Source organism: Burkholderia sp. LA-2-3-30-S1-D2 (assembly GCF_001523915.2).
GTDB classification, from domain to species: domain Bacteria; phylum Pseudomonadota; class Gammaproteobacteria; order Burkholderiales; family Burkholderiaceae; genus Burkholderia; species Burkholderia diffusa.
Genome location: NZ_CP013384.1, coordinates 2,986,979 through 3,003,730 on the forward strand (window position 1 = coordinate 2,986,979; position 16,752 = coordinate 3,003,730).

16 protein-coding genes are annotated in these 16,752 nt (G+C 65.7%); 8 read left to right on the top strand and 8 right to left on the bottom strand.

The annotated features are described in order from the left end of the window. The first annotated feature begins 27 nt into the window (after nucleotides 1-27). From accC to WS66_RS26845, 6 genes are all read left to right on the top strand, one after another. Nucleotides 28-1,395: an acetyl-CoA carboxylase biotin carboxylase subunit gene (gene accC, locus WS66_RS26820; RefSeq protein ID WP_059608197.1), complete on the top strand. Its 1,368-nt coding sequence runs from the start codon at nucleotides 28-30 to the stop codon at nucleotides 1,393-1,395. A gap of 2 nt (nucleotides 1,396-1,397) precedes the next feature. Beyond that, a complete protein-coding gene (gene prmA / locus WS66_RS26825; RefSeq protein ID WP_059608196.1) occupies nucleotides 1,398-2,300 on the top strand; it encodes a 50S ribosomal protein L11 methyltransferase in 903 nt (300 codons plus the stop codon). 45 nt (nucleotides 2,301-2,345) lie between these two features. Further along, nucleotides 2,346-3,686 carry a DUF3426 domain-containing protein gene (locus WS66_RS26830; RefSeq protein ID WP_059608195.1) on the top strand — a complete coding sequence of 447 codons (1,341 nt, stop codon included), beginning with the start codon at nucleotides 2,346-2,348 and terminating at the stop codon, nucleotides 3,684-3,686. Between the two features lie 72 nt (nucleotides 3,687-3,758). Then, nucleotides 3,759-4,262, top strand: coding sequence for a thiol peroxidase (gene tpx, locus WS66_RS26835; protein WP_059535219.1), 504 nt, complete (start codon nucleotides 3,759-3,761; stop codon nucleotides 4,260-4,262). A 94-nt stretch (nucleotides 4,263-4,356) separates the two neighbouring features. After that, the gene (locus WS66_RS26840) at nucleotides 4,357-5,295 is read left to right on the top strand and encodes a carbohydrate kinase family protein (protein WP_059608194.1); all 939 of its coding nucleotides are present in this window, start codon (nucleotides 4,357-4,359) and stop codon (nucleotides 5,293-5,295) included. Between the two features lie 19 nt (nucleotides 5,296-5,314). Then, nucleotides 5,315-5,788, top strand: a complete 474-nt coding sequence (locus WS66_RS26845; protein ID WP_059608193.1) for a glycine zipper 2TM domain-containing protein — start codon at nucleotides 5,315-5,317, stop codon at nucleotides 5,786-5,788. 215 nt (nucleotides 5,789-6,003) lie between these two features. On the opposite strand, the gene WS66_RS26855 is transcribed toward WS66_RS26845, so the two are convergent. From WS66_RS26855 to WS66_RS26890, 7 genes are all read right to left on the bottom strand, one after another. Next, nucleotides 6,004-6,690, bottom strand: coding sequence for a histone H1-like DNA-binding protein (locus WS66_RS26855; protein WP_059608192.1), 687 nt, complete (start codon nucleotides 6,688-6,690; stop codon nucleotides 6,004-6,006). Nucleotides 6,691-6,718: 28 nt separating this feature from the next. Beyond that, nucleotides 6,719-7,045 carry a hypothetical protein gene (locus WS66_RS26860; protein ID WP_081334211.1) on the bottom strand — a complete coding sequence of 109 codons (327 nt, stop codon included), beginning with the start codon at nucleotides 7,043-7,045 and terminating at the stop codon, nucleotides 6,719-6,721. Nucleotides 7,046-7,127: 82 nt separating this feature from the next. Next, nucleotides 7,128-8,339, bottom strand: a complete 1,212-nt coding sequence (locus tag WS66_RS26865) for a ribonucleotide-diphosphate reductase subunit beta (RefSeq protein WP_059535212.1) — start codon at nucleotides 8,337-8,339, stop codon at nucleotides 7,128-7,130. A gap of 364 nt (nucleotides 8,340-8,703) precedes the next feature. After that, nucleotides 8,704-11,697 carry a ribonucleoside-diphosphate reductase subunit alpha gene (locus tag WS66_RS26875; RefSeq protein WP_059608191.1) on the bottom strand — a complete coding sequence of 998 codons (2,994 nt, stop codon included), beginning with the start codon at nucleotides 11,695-11,697 and terminating at the stop codon, nucleotides 8,704-8,706. 452 nt (nucleotides 11,698-12,149) lie between these two features. Then, nucleotides 12,150-12,740 carry a 1,6-anhydro-N-acetylmuramyl-L-alanine amidase AmpD gene (gene ampD, locus WS66_RS26880; RefSeq protein WP_059608190.1) on the bottom strand — a complete coding sequence of 197 codons (591 nt, stop codon included), beginning with the start codon at nucleotides 12,738-12,740 and terminating at the stop codon, nucleotides 12,150-12,152. Beyond that, nucleotides 12,737-13,054 (bottom strand): PP0621 family protein, encoded by a 318-nt coding sequence (locus WS66_RS26885; RefSeq protein ID WP_059608189.1) that lies wholly within the window; start codon nucleotides 13,052-13,054, stop codon nucleotides 12,737-12,739. Before WS66_RS26885 ends, ampD begins: the two co-directional genes overlap by 4 nt. Nucleotides 13,055-13,067: 13 nt before the next feature. After that, nucleotides 13,068-13,961, bottom strand: coding sequence for a cytochrome C assembly family protein (locus tag WS66_RS26890; protein ID WP_059608188.1), 894 nt, complete (start codon nucleotides 13,959-13,961; stop codon nucleotides 13,068-13,070). 89 nt (nucleotides 13,962-14,050) lie between these two features. Here WS66_RS26890 and ffh point away from each other — a divergent pair, with 89 nt between their 5' ends. Continuing rightward, nucleotides 14,051-15,418, top strand: coding sequence for a signal recognition particle protein (gene ffh, locus WS66_RS26895; RefSeq protein ID WP_059608187.1), 1,368 nt, complete (start codon nucleotides 14,051-14,053; stop codon nucleotides 15,416-15,418). Nucleotides 15,419-15,512: 94 nt separating this feature from the next. Next, nucleotides 15,513-16,064, top strand: coding sequence for a hypoxanthine-guanine phosphoribosyltransferase (locus WS66_RS26900; protein WP_059608186.1), 552 nt, complete (start codon nucleotides 15,513-15,515; stop codon nucleotides 16,062-16,064). Nucleotides 16,065-16,149: 85 nt separating this feature from the next. Here the strand turns inward: WS66_RS26900 and WS66_RS26905 are convergent, their stop codons facing one another. Further along, nucleotides 16,150-16,752, bottom strand: coding sequence for a MarC family protein (locus WS66_RS26905; RefSeq protein ID WP_012363042.1), 603 nt, complete (start codon nucleotides 16,750-16,752; stop codon nucleotides 16,150-16,152).

Here is a 16,752-nt window from a genome sequence, read left to right on the forward strand (position 1 = left end):
CGCCCCTCGAAGAGACGAATACTCGCTATGTTTGAAAAAATCCTCATTGCCAACCGCGGTGAAATCGCGCTGCGCATCCAGCGCGCGTGCCGCGAACTCGGCGTCAAGACGGTGGTCGTCTACTCGGAAGCCGACAAGGAAGCCAAGTACGTGCGCCTCGCGGACGAAGCCGTCTGTATCGGCCCGGCCCCGTCGAACCTGAGCTACCTGAACATGCCGGCGCTGATCAGCGCCGCGGAAGTCACCGATGCCGAGGCGATTCACCCCGGCTACGGCTTCCTGTCGGAGAACGCCGACTTCGCGGAACGCGTCGAGCAGTCGGGCTTCACGTTCATCGGCCCGCGCCCGGAAACGATCCGCATGATGGGTGACAAGGTCACCGCGAAGCAGACGATGATCAAGACCGGCGTGCCGTGCGTGCCGGGCTCGGAAGGCGCGTTGCCGGACGATCCGAAGGAGATCGTGAAGATTGCGCGCGCGATCGGCTATCCGGTCATCATCAAGGCGGCGGGCGGCGGCGGCGGGCGCGGGATGCGCGTCGTGCACACCGAGGCCGCGCTCGTCAACGCGGTCAACATGACCCGCGAGGAAGCCGGCCGTGCGTTCGGCAACCCGCAGGTGTACATGGAGAAGTTCCTCGAGAACCCGCGCCACATCGAGATCCAGGTGCTGTCGGACGCGCACAAGAACGCGATCTGGCTCGGCGAGCGCGACTGCTCGATGCAGCGCCGTCACCAGAAGGTGATCGAGGAAGCGCCGGCGCCCGGCATTCCGCGCCGCCTGATCGAGCGCATCGGCGACCGCTGCGCGGACGCGTGCAAGAAGATGGGCTATCTCGGCGCGGGCACGTTCGAATTCCTGTACGAGAACAACGAGTTCTACTTCATCGAGATGAACACGCGCGTGCAGGTCGAGCATCCGGTGTCGGAGCTGATCACGGGCGTCGACATCGTGCAGGAACAGATCCGCATCGCGGCCGGCGAGAAGCTCGCGCTGCGCCAGCGCGACATCCAGTTCCGCGGACATGCGATCGAATGCCGGATCAACGCCGAAGATCCGTTCAAGTTCACGCCGTCGCCGGGCCGGATCACGTCGTGGCATACGCCGGGCGGCCCCGGCGTGCGCGTCGACTCCCACGCCTACAATGGCTATTTCGTGCCGCCGAACTATGATTCGATGATCGGCAAGCTGATCACCTACGGCGCGACGCGCGACCAGGCGATCCGCCGGATGCGCATCGCGCTGTCGGAGATGGTCGTCGAAGGCATCCAGACCAACATCCCGCTGCACCGCGAGCTGATGATCGACTCGAAGTTCGTCGAAGGCGGCACCAGCATCCATTACCTCGAAAACCGGCTCGCGCAGAAGCAGCAGGTCGCACCGGAAGAAGCGTAAGCATGAGTTATCGCGAACTCGTCGTCGAACTGGCCCGTGAGCATGCGGAGGCGCTGTCCGACGCACTGCTCGACCTCGGCGCGCTGTCGGTGTCCGTCGAGGACGCCGACGCCGACACGCCCGACGAACAGCCGCTCTTCGGCGAGCCGGGCCTCGTGCCCGAACGCACCGCGTGGCAGCACTCGCGCGTGATCGCGCTGCTGTCGCCCGATCACGAGCCGGCCGTGCTGCTCGCGGCGGCCGCGAACGAGATCGGCATCGCGGATACGCCGAAGTTCGACGTGCGCGAAGTCGAGGAGCAGGACTGGGTGCGGCTCACGCAGTCGCAGTTCGAGCCGATTCCGATCGGCGAGCGGATCTGGGTCGTGCCGTCGTGGCACGACGCACCCGACCCCGACGCCCTGATCCTCGAACTCGACCCCGGTCTCGCATTCGGCACGGGCAGCCACCCGACCACGCGCCTGTGCATGGAATGGCTCGAACAGTCGGTCAAGCCCGGCCAGTCCGTGCTCGACTACGGCTGCGGCTCGGGCATCCTCGCGATCCTCGCGAAGAAATGCGGGGCGAACCCCGTGGTCGGCATCGACATCGATCCGCAAGCGGTCGAATCGGCGCGGCAGAACAGCGAACGCAACCATGCGGAAGTGACGTACGGGCTGCCCGACGCGTGCCCGGCCGGAGAATTCGACGTCGTCGTCGCCAACATCCTGTCGAACCCGCTGAAGCTGATGGCGTCGATGCTCGCATCGAAGGTGAAACCGGGCGGGCGCATCGCGCTGTCGGGCGTGCTCGCGCGCCAGGCGGACGAAGTCGCGGCCGTCTATGCGCGCTATGTGGACATCTCGGTCTGGCGCGAACACGAAGGTTGGGTATGCCTCGCCGGAACGCGGCGGGAAAGCCATTAGAATAGCGCTGTCCTTCACTTTGGCCAGCAGGCCGCCCGGCTCGACATGCTTCTTGCGACGCGCTGCCCTCATTGCGAAACCGTCTTCCGGCTGCAGCAGGAACAGCTCTCGCTGCATGACGGGCTCGTGCGCTGCGGACACTGCCATCAGGTCTTCAACGCGTCGCAGTCGCTCGTTCCCGAACCGGCACGGCAGCCCGAGCCAGCGCTGACCGAAGCGGCACCGGCCGTGCCGGCCGCCGCCGAACCGCAACACGAAGCCGCGCCCGTGCGGCTCTTCACCACCGACGCACCGGTCGAGCCGGCGCCCGGTTCCGACTACAAGCCCGAAGGCTGGGACATGTGGGCGCCGTGGCTCGATGCCGGCGTCGACCCATCCCTGCAGCACAACGTACAGACCGTGCGCACCGAGCCGCTGGTGCCGCTCGCGCTGCCGGCCATGGACGCCGGTGTCGTCCACCTCTCCGGCACGCCCGCCCCGATCGCATCGGCCTCCGCCGAACTGCACGCTGTCGCGTCGGCCGAGCCGGACTTGGCGGGGCACGAAACCGACTCGTCCGGCACATCGCGGGCCACGGCACCCGCCGAACCCGACCTGCGCGAACCGCGCTTCGTCGCGCACACGCCGTCGGCCACCGACGCGGACGAACCCGTCGGCAACGCGCACTTCTCCGTACCCGACGACGAACACGCACCGCGCGAACCGCGCTTCGCATTCACGCCGGCGCAAGCCGTCCCTGAATACGATGCCAACGCCGACGCGCGCGCCGCCGGACCGGCCGCGGCCGCCAGCGAAACGGCTGCCCAACCGGCCGTCAGATCGGCCGCGCCCTTCCCCGCCACACTGGCCGACGACGATCGCCCGCACTTCGCCGTGACCCGCGAGACGCGCGCGCCAGAGCGACGCGGGATGCTCGGCGGCTTTTTCGGCGGACTCGTCGCTGCCGCGCTCGCGGCGCTGCTCGTCGCGCAACTCGCGTGGTGGCAGCGCGAAACCGTGATGATCTACTGGCCGGTCACGCAGGGCTGGTTCCGGCAGGCGTGCGCGCCGCTCGGCTGCACGGTCACGCCGCCGCGCGCGATCGACGGCCTGCGGCTCGACGCGGCCGACCTGCGCCAGCTCGACGGCCCGCGCGTGCTGGAGTTGAAGGTACCGCTGACGAACCGCTACCGCGTCGCACTCGCCTACCCGTCTCTCGAGCTGACGCTGCTCGACGACACGAATCACGTGACCGTGCGCCGCGTGCTTGCGCCGCGCGACTACGTCCGCCCGGGCACGCCGATCGACGCCGGGCTGCCGCCCGGCACGACGCGGACGATGGTCGTCCGTCTCGACACGAACGGCGCACCCGCCTCGAATTTCCGCGTCCAGATCTTCTATCCGTGACGCCCCGCGGCGCGTGCATGCGCGCCGTCTCAACCCGCGCGCCGCAGCGGCGCGCTATTTCGGAGCACGAACATGAGCAAAGTTACGCTGGGTGGCAACCCGATCGATCTCGCCGGCACGTTCCCGGCCGTCGGCTCGCAAGCCCCCGACTTCAAGCTGGTCGGCAAGGACCTCGCCGATCTGTCGCTCGCCAGCTTCGCCGGCAAGCGCAAGGTGCTGAACATCGTCCCGAGCCTCGACACGCCGACCTGCGCGACGTCGACCCGCAAGTTCAACGAAGCCGCGTCGTCGCTCGACAACACGGTCGTGATCGTCGTATCCGGCGACCTGCCGTTCGCCGCCACGCGCTTCTGCACGACGGAAGGCCTCGCGAACGTCGTGACGGCTTCGACGTTCCGCGGCGCCCGCGCGTTCGCGAACGCGTACGGCGTCGACGTGACGAGCGGCCCGCTGAATGGCCTGACGGCCCGCGCGGTCGTCGTGCTCGACGCGCAGGACAAGGTGATCCACGCGGAACTCGTCGGCGAGATCAAGGACGAGCCGAATTACGACGCAGCGCTCGCCGCACTGAAGTAACCCGCTGCCGCCCGGCCCTGCCGCGCGAGGCCCGACGGCCTCGGCGCACCGGCCGGGCGGCCGCTTCCTTTTGCTCTCTACAGGAACGCACGCCTTGACTACGCTGATTTGCGGCTCGCTCGCCTACGACAACATCATGACCTTCGAAGGCCGGTTTCGCGAGCACATCCTGCCCGACCAGGTTCACCTTCTGAACGTGAGCTTCCTCGTGCCGACGATGCGTCGCGAATTCGGCGGTTGCGCGGGGAACATCGCTTACGCGCTGCACATGCTCGGCGGCGACGCGCGCATCATGGCGACGGTCGGCGCGAACGACGCCGATCGCTATCTCGAGCGTCTCGACAGCCTCGGCCTGTCCAAGGCCAGCGTGCGCGTGGTGCCCGAAACGCATACCGCGCAGGCGATGATCACGACCGATCTCGAGAACAACCAGATCACCGCATTCCACCCGGGCGCGATGATGCAGTCGCACCTGAACCGCGCGGACGAAGTGTCGGGCGTGAAGCTCGGCATCGTCGCGCCGGACGGCTTCGACGGGATGGTCCAGCACGCCGAGCAATTCGCGAAGGCCGGCATCCCGTTCATCTTCGATCCGGGCCAAGGCCTGCCGCTGTTCGATGGTGCGACGCTGCGCCGCATCATTGAACTCGCGACCTTCGTCGCGGTCAACGACTACGAGGGCAAGCTCGTCAGCGACAAGACGGGCTGGTCCGAACAGGAAATCGCCAGCCGGGTTCAGGCGTTGATCATCACGCGCGGCGAGCACGGCGCCACCATTCTTCACGAAAACGGCGAAGAACAGATTCCGGTTGTGCAAGCCGAGCGTGTCGTCGATCCGACCGGCTGCGGCGACGCCTTCCGGGGCGGCCTGCTGTACGGCATCGAGAATGGCCTCGACTGGGCAACGACGGGCCGCCTCGCGAGCCTGATGGGCTCGATCAAGATCGCCCACCAGGGGCCTCAAACTTACGCACTGACGCGCGCCGAAATCGACGCGCGTTTCGAGGCTGCCTTCGGGTACAGTCTCAAATGAATATTGTGGGAGAGTAAAAATGTTGACCAAGAAAACCCTCACGCTCACCGCCATGCTGACGGCCACGCTCACGCTCGCGGGCTGCTTCACGGCGCCGGGCTCCGCAGATGTCTATAGCGTCGGCCAGGCGCAGCGCGAACAAACCGTTCGCATGGGCACGGTCGAAAGCGTCCGTGCCGTGCGCATCCAGTCCGACGGCGGCGGCAGCGCGATCGGCACGCTCGGTGGCGGTGCGCTCGGCGCGGTCGCGGGCAGCGCGATCGGCGGCGGCAAGGGGTCGATCCTGACGGCCATCGCGGGCGGTCTCGTCGGCGCGGTCGCGGGCAACGCGGTCGGCGAAAACCTCAGCACGGCGAACGGTGTCGAAATCACCGTGCGCCTCGACAACGGCGACCTGCGCTCGATCACGCAGGCGGCGAGCGGCGAAATGTTCCGCGCCGGCGAGCGTGTGCGACTGCTGTCGAGCGGCGGCGTCACGCGCGTCACGCACTAACGAGCATCCTCAGCACGCGGCGCAAGCCGCGGTCGAACGCATGTGCGAAACTGCACATGCGTTTTTTTTCGTTCGTGCCCGGCAACCGGTCGACACATCGATGAATACGGACGAAAAAAATCCCGCCACCTGAGCCAGATGGCGGGACCGATTGAGTAGCGCTACTCAACCCGCGGACACCACGTGAGTGTCCGGGTGGTACTGGTCAGCCGCGATTACGGACGGCTGCCGGTCGGGAACGGCCATGCCGCTGCCGGGTTGAGCGCGGTCTTCACGCCCGATGCCGGCGCGACCGATGCGGTCGACGCGGTGGTTGCCGGTGCAGCCTTCTTCACGACGGCCTTCTTCGGAGCAGCAGCCTTCTTCGCCGGGGCGGCGGCCTTCGGTGCGGCAGCAGCCTTCGGTGCGGCGGCAGCCTTCTTGGCAGGCGCAGCCTTCTTCGCAGGGGCAGCCTTCTTCGCAGCAGCCTTCTTAGCAGGCGCAGCCTTCTTGGCGGCAGCCTTCTTCGCCGGCGCGGCCTTCTTCGCAGCAGCCTTCTTAGCCGGTGCTGCCTTCTTCGCAGCAACCTTCTTCACTGCGACCTTCTTCGCAGCAACCTTCTTCGCTGCGGCCTTCTTCGCCGGTGCTGCCTTCTTCGCGGCAACCTTCTTCACCGCGACTTTCTTCGCAGCGACCTTCTTGGCTGCAACCTTCTTCGTTGCGACCTTCTTTGCCGCGACCTTCTTCGCAGCGGCCTTCTTCGCCGGTGCTGCCTTCTTCGCGGCAACCTTCTTCACCGCGACCTTCTTCGCAGCAACCTTCTTCACTGCAGCGGCCTTCTTCGCCGGAGCAGCAGCCTTCTTCGCAACGGTCTTCTTGGCAGCGACCTTCTTAGCAGCCGGTTTCTTCTTGGCAGTAGCCATGTTGTTCTCCTTCAGGTTCAGATGAGAGTCAGTTCAAACTACACCCTTCGTCAAAACCCGCTTCCCGCGGACGCTGTTCAGGACGTGCGCTTCGAAGCGGGCTATTCATCGGCGTACGCGGATACCACGCGCTTACGCTAATGAATACGGTATGGCGCGCGTGACCCCATGGCCTCGCGCGCCAAATCAAGTCGGTAGCCGGCGCACCTCGCGCCGCTACCCCTAATCGCTTGATCAAGCGGACCGCCACACGGCTGCCCGCTTTTTCCGGAGGGAAGTTTGCCCATCCCACTGAAGGGTTCGCAAAGTGCCGATCATGTCGTTGGGCCGTTAAGGCACCGGGCATGCTTTGCATCAGGCGTTCTTGCTCCTAAACCTTGGGCCGGGGCCGAGAGGCCGCCGGCTGCTCCATCATGTGACGGGTTCGCTGCTGCGGGTTATTCCCAGGACAGCGCACCGCCCGTCTGATACTCGATCACACGCGTCTCGAAGAAGTTGCGTTCCTTCTTCAGGTCGATCATCTCGCTCATCCACGGGAACGGGTTTTCCTCGTTCGGGAACAGCGGATCGAGGCCGATCTGCTGGCAACGACGGTTGCTGATGAAGCGCAAGTAGCTCTTGAACATCGACGCGTTCAGACCCAGCACGCCGCGCGGCATCGTGTCCTCGGCGTAGCGGTATTCGAGTTCGACAGCCTGCTTGAACAGCTCGCGGATCTCGGCGCGGAATTCCGCGGTCCAGAGATGCGGGTTCTCGAGCTTGATCTGGTTGATCAGGTCGATACCGAAATTGCAGTGCATCGACTCGTCACGCAGGATGTACTGATATTGCTCTGCAGCACCCGTCATCTTGTTCTGGCGGCCGAGTGCGAGGATCTGCGTGAAGCCGACATAGAAGAACAGGCCTTCCATGATGCAGGCGAACACGATCAGCGACTTCAGCAGCTTCTGATCCGCTTCGAGCGTGCCGGTCTTGAAGGCCGGATCCGTCAGCGTGTGGATGAACGGGATCAGGAATTCGTCCTTCGCGCGGATCGACGTGACCTCGTGGTACGCGTTGAAGATCTCGCCTTCGTCGAGACCGAGCGATTCGACAATGTATTGATACGCGTGCGTGTGGATCGCTTCCTCGAACGCCTGGCGCAGCAGAAACTGCCGGCATTCGGGCGCCGTGATGTGGCGGTACGTGCCGAGCACGATGTTGTTCGCGGCGAGCGAATCGGCCGTCACGAAGAAACCGAGGTTGCGCTTGACGATGCGGCGCTCGTCCTCGGTCAGACCGTTCGGGTCCTTCCACAGTGCGATGTCGCGGGACATGTTGATTTCCTGCGGCATCCAGTGGTTCGCGCAACCCGCCAGATACTTTTCCCACGCCCACTTGTACTTGAACGGCACCAGCTGATTGACGTCAGTCTGGCCGTTGATGATGCGCTTGTCGGCGACATTGACCCGCGCTTCCGAACCGCCAGCGGGAACAGCAGATGCTTGCGGCGGCACCGCAAGATCGCCTTCGAAAATGTCGCGGACCTGATGGGCGGCAGGCGTTGCGGCCTGCAGTCCGACAGCCATCCCTGCGGAGGTGCGCATCGCGTTCTGCTGCGCTCCGCTCGCGGGGGTTACGGCAGTCTTCTCGTCATCCCAGTTGAGCATAAATTCTCACCATCAATTTAGAACGGTTTGTACCATCTTTTCCTGAGCGATAAAAGGGTTCGCTCACGAAAAATCCTTTTTTCGATTCGCGTTGCGACCTCGATACAACACTTTGAGCAACGCATCGTCGTTCATGCAGAGCGCGACGCGTGTCACGCATGTATCGCGAGGTGCGCTCGACGCATCGAACGCTGATCGAAACGCGACGTCGTCGGGGATGTTTCGATCGCTTGTCACTGCCTGCAACGCAAGTGTCGCGTTACAGATTCCTTATCATTTTTTTAGTTGAGAGCGGCGCACACTTCAACCTCGATCGGTTGCCGTGCGCGCCGCCCGAACCTTCTTCAGGTCATGCGCGCCAGTGTTACTGGCAGGCTTCGCACTCGTCGAAGCCCGGATCGCCCGGACGCATCGTGCACACCGGACCATCTGCTTCGACAGGCGCCAGCGCCGGTGCCGCATTGACCGCGCCCGACGATGCATCGCCGCCCGCCGCACCGAAGCCGCCTGCCGCGCCTTGCGCGCCGCCGCTGCTCGAGCCGCCGCTCGTCGGCACTGCGTTCAGCGCGCCGTGTGCGACCGTCGACTTCTCGACGTGCGTCGCCGCCATCGTGCGGAGGTAGTAGGTCGTCTTCAGGCCGCGCAGCCATGCGAGCTTGTAGACCTCGTCGAGCTTCTTGCCCGACGCGCCGCCCATGTAGATGTTCAGCGACTGCGCCTGGTCGATCCACTTCTGGCGACGCGACGCCGCTTCGACCAGCCACGTCGGGTCGACTTCGAACGCGGTCGCGTAGATCGCGCGCAGGTCGGCCGGGATGCGGTCGATGCGCGACAGCATGCCGTCGAAGTACTTCAGGTCGGCGACCATCACTTCGTCCCACAGGCCGCGTTCCTTCAGGTCGCGAACGAGGTACTCGTTTACCACCGTGAATTCGCCCGAGAGGTTCGACTTCACGTACAGGTTCTGGAAGGTCGGCTCGATACAGGCCGACACGCCGATGATGTTCGAGATCGTCGCCGTCGGCGCGATCGCGACGCAGTTCGAGTTGCGCATGCCGTGCGCGGCGATCCGCGAACGCAGCGTCGTCCAGTCGAGCGACTCGGACGTGTCGACCTCGACGTAGCCGCCGCGCGCTTCCGTCAGCAGCTTCAGCGTGTCCTGCGGGAGGATGCCGCGATCCCACAGCGAGCCGCGGTAGCTCGAGTAGCGGCCGCGTTCCTCGGCCAGCTCGGTCGACGCGTAGTACGCGTAGTAGCAGACCGCTTCCATCGAACGATCGGCGAACTCGACGGCCGCGTCCGACGCGTACGGCGTGCGCAGCAGGTGCAGGCAGTCCTGGAAGCCCATGATGCCCATGCCGACCGGACGGTGCTTCAGGTTCGAGTTACGCGCCTTCGGCACCGCGTAGTAGTTGATGTCGATCACGTTGTCGAGCATGCGCATCGCGACGCTGATCGTGCGCTTCAGCTTGTCGTGGTCGAGCGCGTAGCTGCCGTCGGCCTGCTTCACCAGGTGGGCGACGAGGTTCACCGAGCCCAGGTTGCACACCGCGATTTCGGTGTCGCTCGTATTCAGCGTGATTTCCGTGCACAGGTTCGACGAGTGGACGACGCCGACGTGCTGCTGCGGCGAGCGCACGTTGCACGGATCCTTGAACGTGATCCACGGGTGGCCGGTTTCGAACAGCATGCCGAGCATCTTGCGCCAGAGTTGCTGCGCCGGGATCTTCTTGAACAGCTTGATCTCGCCGCGCGCGACCTTGTCTTCGTAAGCCGTGTAAGCCTTCTCGAACTCCGCGCCGAACTTGTCGTGCAGATCCGGGCAGGTCGACGGCGAGAACAGCGTCCAGTCGGCGCCTTCCATCACGCGCTTCATGAACAGGTCGGGAATCCAGTTCGCCGTGTTCATGTCGTGCGTGCGGCGGCGATCGTCGCCGGTGTTCTTGCGCAGCTCGAGGAATTCCTCGATGTCGAGGTGCCAGGATTCGAGGTACGCGCAGACCGCGCCCTTGCGCTTGCCGCCCTGGTTGACCGCGACGGCCGTGTCGTTCACGACCTTCAGGAACGGGACCACGCCTTGCGACTTGCCGTTCGTGCCCTTGATATGCGAGCCGAGTGCGCGCACGCGCGTCCAGTCGTTGCCGAGACCGCCGGCGAACTTCGACAGCAGCGCGTTTTCCTTCAGCGCTTCATAGATGCCGTCGAGATCGTCCGCGACCGTCGTCAGGTAGCACGACGACAGTTGCGAGCGGTGGGTGCCCGAGTTGAACAGCGTCGGCGTCGAGCTCATGAAGTCGAAGCTCGACAGCACGTTGTAGAACTCGATCGCGCGCGTTTCGCGGTCGATCTCGTTCAGCGACAGGCCCATCGCGACGCGCATGAAGAAAGCCTGCGGCATTTCGATGCGGGTGCCTTCGACGTGCAGGAAGTAGCGGTCGTACAGCGTCTGCAGGCCGAGGTAGCCGAACTGCAGGTCGCGGTTCGCGTCGAGCGCTTCGCCGAGGCGCTTCAGGTCGAACTGCAGCAGCTTGTCGTCGAGCAGGCCAGCGTCGACGCCGCGCTTCAGGAACTGCGGGAAGTACTCGGCGTAGCGGGCCGACATCTCGGCCTGGAGCACTTCCTCGCCGAGGATCTCGCGACGGATCGTGTGCAGCAGGATACGGGCCGTGACCTGGCTGTATGCCGGATCCTTTTCGATCATCGTGCGCGCAGCGAGGATCGCCGAGTCGTAGACCTGGCTCATCGGCACGCCGTCGTACAGGTTCTTCACCGTTTCCGCGACGATCGGGTCAGGGTTAACCGCAGCGCCGAGGCCGTCGCACGACGACACGATCAGCGCACGCAGCGCGTTCAGGTCGAGCGGACGCGTGACGCCGTTGTCGACGACGTTGATGCCGGTGCTCGACTCGCCGCCCGCGGCTGCTGCTTCCTCGCCCGCATGCTGACGCTCCAGGTGACGCTTCTCGCGATACAGCACGTACGCACGCGCGACGTTGTGCTCGCCGCCGCGCATCAGCGCGAGCTCGACCTGGTCCTGGATGTCTTCGATATGGAACGTACCGCCGTTCGGACGGCTGCGCACGAGCGCGCGCACGACGTTGTGCGTCAGTTGCTCGACGAGTTCGCGTACGCGCGCCGATGCCGCGCCCTGCCCGCCGTTGACGGCCAGGAAAGCCTTGGTCACCGCAATCGCGATCTTCGAAGGCTCGAACGACACCACGCTGCCGTTGCGGCGGATCACCTTGTAGTCGGCGAACGTGGCCTGCGGCGCGAGCGCCTGCGCGCCCTGTTCGGTCCCGCCGAGCGGACGGCTCGAGGCGCTCTCGTACTGGGACGTCGCGTTGTCGGTGGTTTGCATGTGCAAAGCTCCTGGTGTTGGATGGTGCGGAGAGAACCGCGGATTAAAACGAACGCTGCGCAATGGAGTGCGCGAGCGGTAAGAGGCGAGCGATGCGTCGGGGAAGCCGGTTCGGTCGATGCGCGACAACCGTTCCGGTCGTGTGCTTCGTCATGTGTACCCTGCCCCGTCGAAGTTCGCTGCGCTTGATCGCGACGCCCGGACCGCCCGGCCTGGCGCGCCGCCCTGAGAACCCTGTCCGCCGGCGTTGCCCGCCAGCCGGTGCCGCTCGGGTTTCCCCTGCGACACACACTATATCTAGTACAGAACCGCTCAACTGGCACCAAGTATAGTGGACATTCGGACGAGGTCAAAACGGATAATTTGCGATGGAGGTCTTGACATCGCTCGCGCGCAGACACGACAAGGCATTGGTCGGAGAAAAAACTTTCCCCGGTCAAAAAACCCTGCGCTCAGTGCTGACGGAAGGGAAAGTATTCGGCGGAAAAGCCGGCATCGCCCGCGAAGCGTTGCCAATCGAAGTGCGGACCCGGATCGGTCTTGCGGCCCGGCGCGACGTCGGAATGCCCGGCCACTGCATCGATCGGGTAGCGCGCGGCGAGCGTGCGCGCGAGCACGCCGAGCGTCGCGTACTGCGCCGCGTCGAACGGCACGTCGTCCGCGCCTTCGAGCTCGATGCCGATCGAGAAGTCGTTGCAGCGCGGCCGGCCGAAGAACTCGGACGCGCCCGCATGCCAGGCGCGCTCGTCGCACGACACGAACTGCACGAGCTCACCGTCGCGACGAATCAGGAAGTGCGCGGACACGCGCACGCCGCGCAGATGGCTCTGGTAATAGGGGTGCGCATCGCAATCGAGGCGATTCAGGAACAGCGCCTCGATCGCGTCGCCGCCGAACTCGCCGGGCGGCAGGCTGATGTTGTGGACGACGACGAGCGTCGGCACCGCGCCTGCGGGCCGCGCCTCGAAATTCGGCGACGGCGCGTGGCGCGCTTCGCGCACCCAGCCGTGCGCGTCGACCGACAGCAGCGCTGCGTCGCTCATCGGGCGTCGCGGCCGCTCGCGTGTGCGCCGTGGCGCTGCGCGTGCTCGGTGCTGCAGAAATATTCGCCACCCGCGGCGACGGCGTCGCCCTTCGGCGTATGCACGCCGCATTCGGCGCAGCGCACCATCGGTTCGGGCAGCGAGCGCGCATCGCCGTTCGGGCGTGCCGTCCCGGCGCCGCCGGAACCGGGTGCGCCATCAAAGCCGCCGCCGCGGCCGGTGCGCGCCTGTGCGTGCTCCTGGGCCTGGCGCAGCTTGCGCGTGAGCCACGAACCCGCGAAGAAGAGAAGAATCAGGAGAAGAATCTGTCGCATCGGAGACCTGCGTTCAAACCACGGAGCGGTGCAGCAGCACCTCGAAAACGAACCGGCTGCCGACATACGCGAGCAGCAGCGCGGCAAACGACACGAGCACCCAGCGCGCGGCGCCGCGTCCACGCCAGCCCGACGTCTTGTGGGCGACCAGCAGGCCGCCGAACATCAGCCACGACAGCACCGCGAACACGGTCTTGTGATCGAGCCGCAGCGCGCGCGCATCGATCTGCTCGCTGAACAGGATCCCCGACGCGAGCGTCAGCGTGAGCAGCACGAAGCCGGCGCCGATCAGGCGGAACAGCAGTTTCTCGAGCGTGAGCAGCGGCGGCAGCGTCTCGAGCCAGCTCGCGATCCAGCCGGTCGAGCCGTCGCGCCCGCCGCTCCTCAGCGACTGCAGGCGCCGCTCGACCATCAGCATCAGGACCGCGTGCAGCGCGGCGATCGCGAAAAGGCCGTACGCGATGTTCGCGATCAGGAAGTGCATCTTGAACAGCGGCGCTGCGGCATAAGGCAGCACCCGCACGCCGCCGAACACGAGCGGCAGCAGCGACGCGCCGCACGCGAGCGGCAGCACCAGCAGGCGCAGGCTGTCGAGCGGGAAGAAGAAGCTCTCGATCCAGTAGATGCCGGCGCCGAGCCAGAACATCGCGGACAGCGCGAACGCGAAGCCGAAGATCATCGCGTCGTTCGGAAAAATGGTCATGTGCAGCAGCACGCCGTGCGCGACGAGCGCCGCGAACAGCAGCGCGCGGCCGGCCCCGCTCATCCCCGACGCGGCGGACGCCGGAACCGGCACGGCTGGCACGCTCGCGACGAGCGAGGTCGCGCCCTGGCGGTGGGTGCGCCAGCCTGCGACGGCGAGGCCGCCGTACAGGAATGCGGTGAGGGCATACAGTACAATATCCATGTTCGAAGTTTACACTAGGCCCCCTTCCCGCGACGGCTCCCTTTGTTCGGTTCCGTTGCGCCTTCGGGCCCCACTGTCCATCGCTCCCCATGCTCGACAATCTCACTCAACGGATGGCGCGCGTCGTCAAGACGCTGCGCGGCGAGGCCCGGCTCACCGAGGCGAACACCCAGGAGATGCTCCGCGAGGTGCGTCTCGCGCTGCTGGAAGCCGACGTCGCGCTGCCCGTCGTCCGCGAATTCATTGCCAAGGTCAAGGAAAAGGCGCTCGGCGAGGAAGTGATCAGCAGCCTGTCGCCGGGTCAGGCGCTCGTCGGCGTGGTCCAGAAGGAACTGACCGCCGTGATCGGCGGCGACTACGAAGGCAAGGCCGCCGAGCTGAACCTCGCGGTCACGCCGCCCGCGGTGATCCTGATGGCCGGCCTGCAGGGCGCCGGCAAGACGACGACCGCCGGCAAGCTCGCGAAGCTTCTGCGCGAGAAGTACAAGAAGAAAGTGCTGACAGTGTCGTGCGACGTGTATCGCCCGGCCGCCATCATGCAGCTGAAAACGGTGAGCGAACAGGTCGGCGCCGACTTCTTCCCGTCGACCCCGGACCAGAAGCCCGTCGACATCGCACTCGCGGCCGTCGACTGGGCGAAGCGCCACTACCATGACGTGCTGATCGTCGACACGGCCGGCCGCCTCGGTATCGACGAGGCGATGATGCAGGAAATCGCCGCGCTGCACGGCACGCTGAAGCCGGCCGAAACGCTGTTCGTCGTCGACGCGATGCTCGGCCAGGACGCGGTCAACACCGCGAAGGCATTCAACGACACGCTGCCGCTCACCGGCGTCGTGCTGACCAAGCTCGACGGCGATTCGCGCGGCGGTGCCGCGCTGTCGGTGCGCCACATCACGGGCAAGCCGATCAAGTTCGTCGGCGTCGCCGAGAAGCTCGACGGCCTCGAGGTGTTCTACCCGGACCGGATGGCGAACCGGATCCTCGGCATGGGCGACATCCTCGCGCTCGTCGAGGAGGCGCAGCGCGGCGTCGACGTGCAGGCCGCGCAGAAGCTCGCCGACAAGGTGAAGAAAGGCGGCGACTTCGACCTGAACGATTTCCGCGCGCAGATCTCGCAGATGAAGAACATGGGCGGGCTGTCCTCGCTGATGGACAAGCTGCCCGCGCAATTCCAGCAGGCGGCGGCCGGCGCCGACATGGGCCAGGCCGAGAAGTCGATCCGCCGGATGGAAGGCATCATCAGCTCGATGACGCCCGCCGAGCGCGCAAAACCCGAAATCATCAAGGCGACGCGCAAGCGCCGTATTGCAGCCGGCGCGGGCGTGCCGGTGCAGGAAGTCAACCGGATGCTGAATCAGTACGACCAGATGCGTACGATGATGAAGAAGCTGAAGGGCGGCAACATGCAGAAGATGATGCGCGGCCTGAAGGGCATGATGCCCGGCATGCGCTGATTCCGCCCGTCGGTCGGCGCGCGGGTTTTTGCCGTAGCGCGCGCCGGCCGTTCTGCTTCATCCTTATTTGTATACCGACTGCCCGCCAGAACACATGAACCGCGAAGAAGCCCTCCACATTTTCGACCACTCCGAAGAGATCGTCTCGGCCGATGCCGTCAACGCATCGATCGTCCGGATGGCCGACGCGATCCGCGCCGACATCGGCGACGCGTTTCCCCTCGTGCTCTCGGTGATGGGTGGCGCCGCAGTGTTTACCGGGATGCTGCTGCCGCATCTCGATTTCCCGCTGGAGTTCGACTACATCCACCTGACCCGCTACCGCAACACCACGCAGGGCAGCCCGGAGATGCACTGGCGCGTCGCGCCGCGCGAATCGGTGAAGGACCGGATCGTGCTCGTGCTCGACGACATCCTCGACGAAGGCGAGACGATGGCCGCGATCCGCGACCGCATCCTCGACATGGGTGCAAAGCGCTTCATGTCCGCCGTGCTGTGCGAGAAGACGCTCTCGAAGGCGAAACCGCTGCATCCCGACTTCTGCGGCTTCTCGGTGCCGGACCGCTACGTGTTCGGCTGCGGGATGGACGCAAAGGGCTACTGGCGCAATCTGCCGACGATCCGCGCACTGACCGCGAACGTCTGACCGCCCTGCCCGCTACAAAGAAAAGCGGCGCCCCGGTTTCCCGGAGCGCCGCTTTTTTTCGTCGGCACGCGCCGCGCCGCCCGCGCTACAACTGGTGCACGAACGCCCGGATGCCAGCCAGCAGCATCTCGACCGAGATCGCGACGAGCACCAAACCCATCAGCCGCTCGAACGCGGCGACGGTCCGCTCGCCGAGCCACTGCTGGATCCGTTCGGCCAGCACCAGCGTGATCGCACAGACGATCATCGTGACCGTCAGCGCGCCAACCCACTCGAACATCTTGCCCGGCGCCTGCGACGTCAGCAGCATCACCGTCGCGAGCGCGGACGGCCCGGCAAGCGCCGGAATCGCGAGCGGCACGATGAACGGCTCGCCCCCGGCGCGCGGATCGCTGCCGAGCGCGCCGTCCGGATGCGGGAAGATCATCCGCAGCGCGATCAGGAACAGCACGATCCCGCCGCCGAGCCGCAGCGACAGGTCGGTCAAGCTCATCATCCGCAGGAAGCGGTCGCCGACCACCATGAAGAACAGCAGGATCACGAACGCGATCCCCACTTCACGCAGGATCAGCTTCACGCGCCGCTCGCGCGGCACGTCCCGCATCGCCGTGATGAACAGCGGGATGTTGCCGAGCGGATCCGTGATCAGCACGAGGAGCACGGTGGCCGACAGGAAGGTGTATTCCAC

Bases quoted from the DNA above. Each gene is read 5' to 3' on its own strand.
- accC (WP_059608197.1), top strand. From the start codon at position 28: ATGTTTGAAAAAATCCTCATTGCCAACCGCGGTGAAATCGCGCTGCGC.
- prmA (WP_059608196.1), top strand. From the start codon at position 1,398: ATGAGTTATCGCGAACTCGTCGTCGAACTGGCCCGTGAGCATGCGGAG.
- WS66_RS26830 (WP_059608195.1), top strand. From the start codon at position 2,346: ATGCTTCTTGCGACGCGCTGCCCTCATTGCGAAACCGTCTTCCGGCTG.
- tpx (WP_059535219.1), top strand. From the start codon at position 3,759: ATGAGCAAAGTTACGCTGGGTGGCAACCCGATCGATCTCGCCGGCACG.
- WS66_RS26845 (WP_059608193.1), top strand. From the start codon at position 5,315: ATGTTGACCAAGAAAACCCTCACGCTCACCGCCATGCTGACGGCCACG.
- WS66_RS26855 (WP_059608192.1), bottom strand. From the start codon at position 6,690: ATGGCTACTGCCAAGAAGAAACCGGCTGCTAAGAAGGTCGCTGCCAAG.
- WS66_RS26860 (WP_081334211.1), bottom strand. From the start codon at position 7,045: ATGCAAAGCATGCCCGGTGCCTTAACGGCCCAACGACATGATCGGCAC.
- WS66_RS26865 (WP_059535212.1), bottom strand. From the start codon at position 8,339: ATGCTCAACTGGGATGACGAGAAGACTGCCGTAACCCCCGCGAGCGGA.
- WS66_RS26875 (WP_059608191.1), bottom strand. From the start codon at position 11,697: ATGCAAACCACCGACAACGCGACGTCCCAGTACGAGAGCGCCTCGAGC.
- ampD (WP_059608190.1), bottom strand. From the start codon at position 12,740: ATGAGCGACGCAGCGCTGCTGTCGGTCGACGCGCACGGCTGGGTGCGC.
- WS66_RS26885 (WP_059608189.1), bottom strand. From the start codon at position 13,054: ATGCGACAGATTCTTCTCCTGATTCTTCTCTTCTTCGCGGGTTCGTGG.
- WS66_RS26890 (WP_059608188.1), bottom strand. From the start codon at position 13,961: ATGGATATTGTACTGTATGCCCTCACCGCATTCCTGTACGGCGGCCTC.
- ffh (WP_059608187.1), top strand. From the start codon at position 14,051: ATGCTCGACAATCTCACTCAACGGATGGCGCGCGTCGTCAAGACGCTG.
- WS66_RS26900 (WP_059608186.1), top strand. From the start codon at position 15,513: ATGAACCGCGAAGAAGCCCTCCACATTTTCGACCACTCCGAAGAGATC.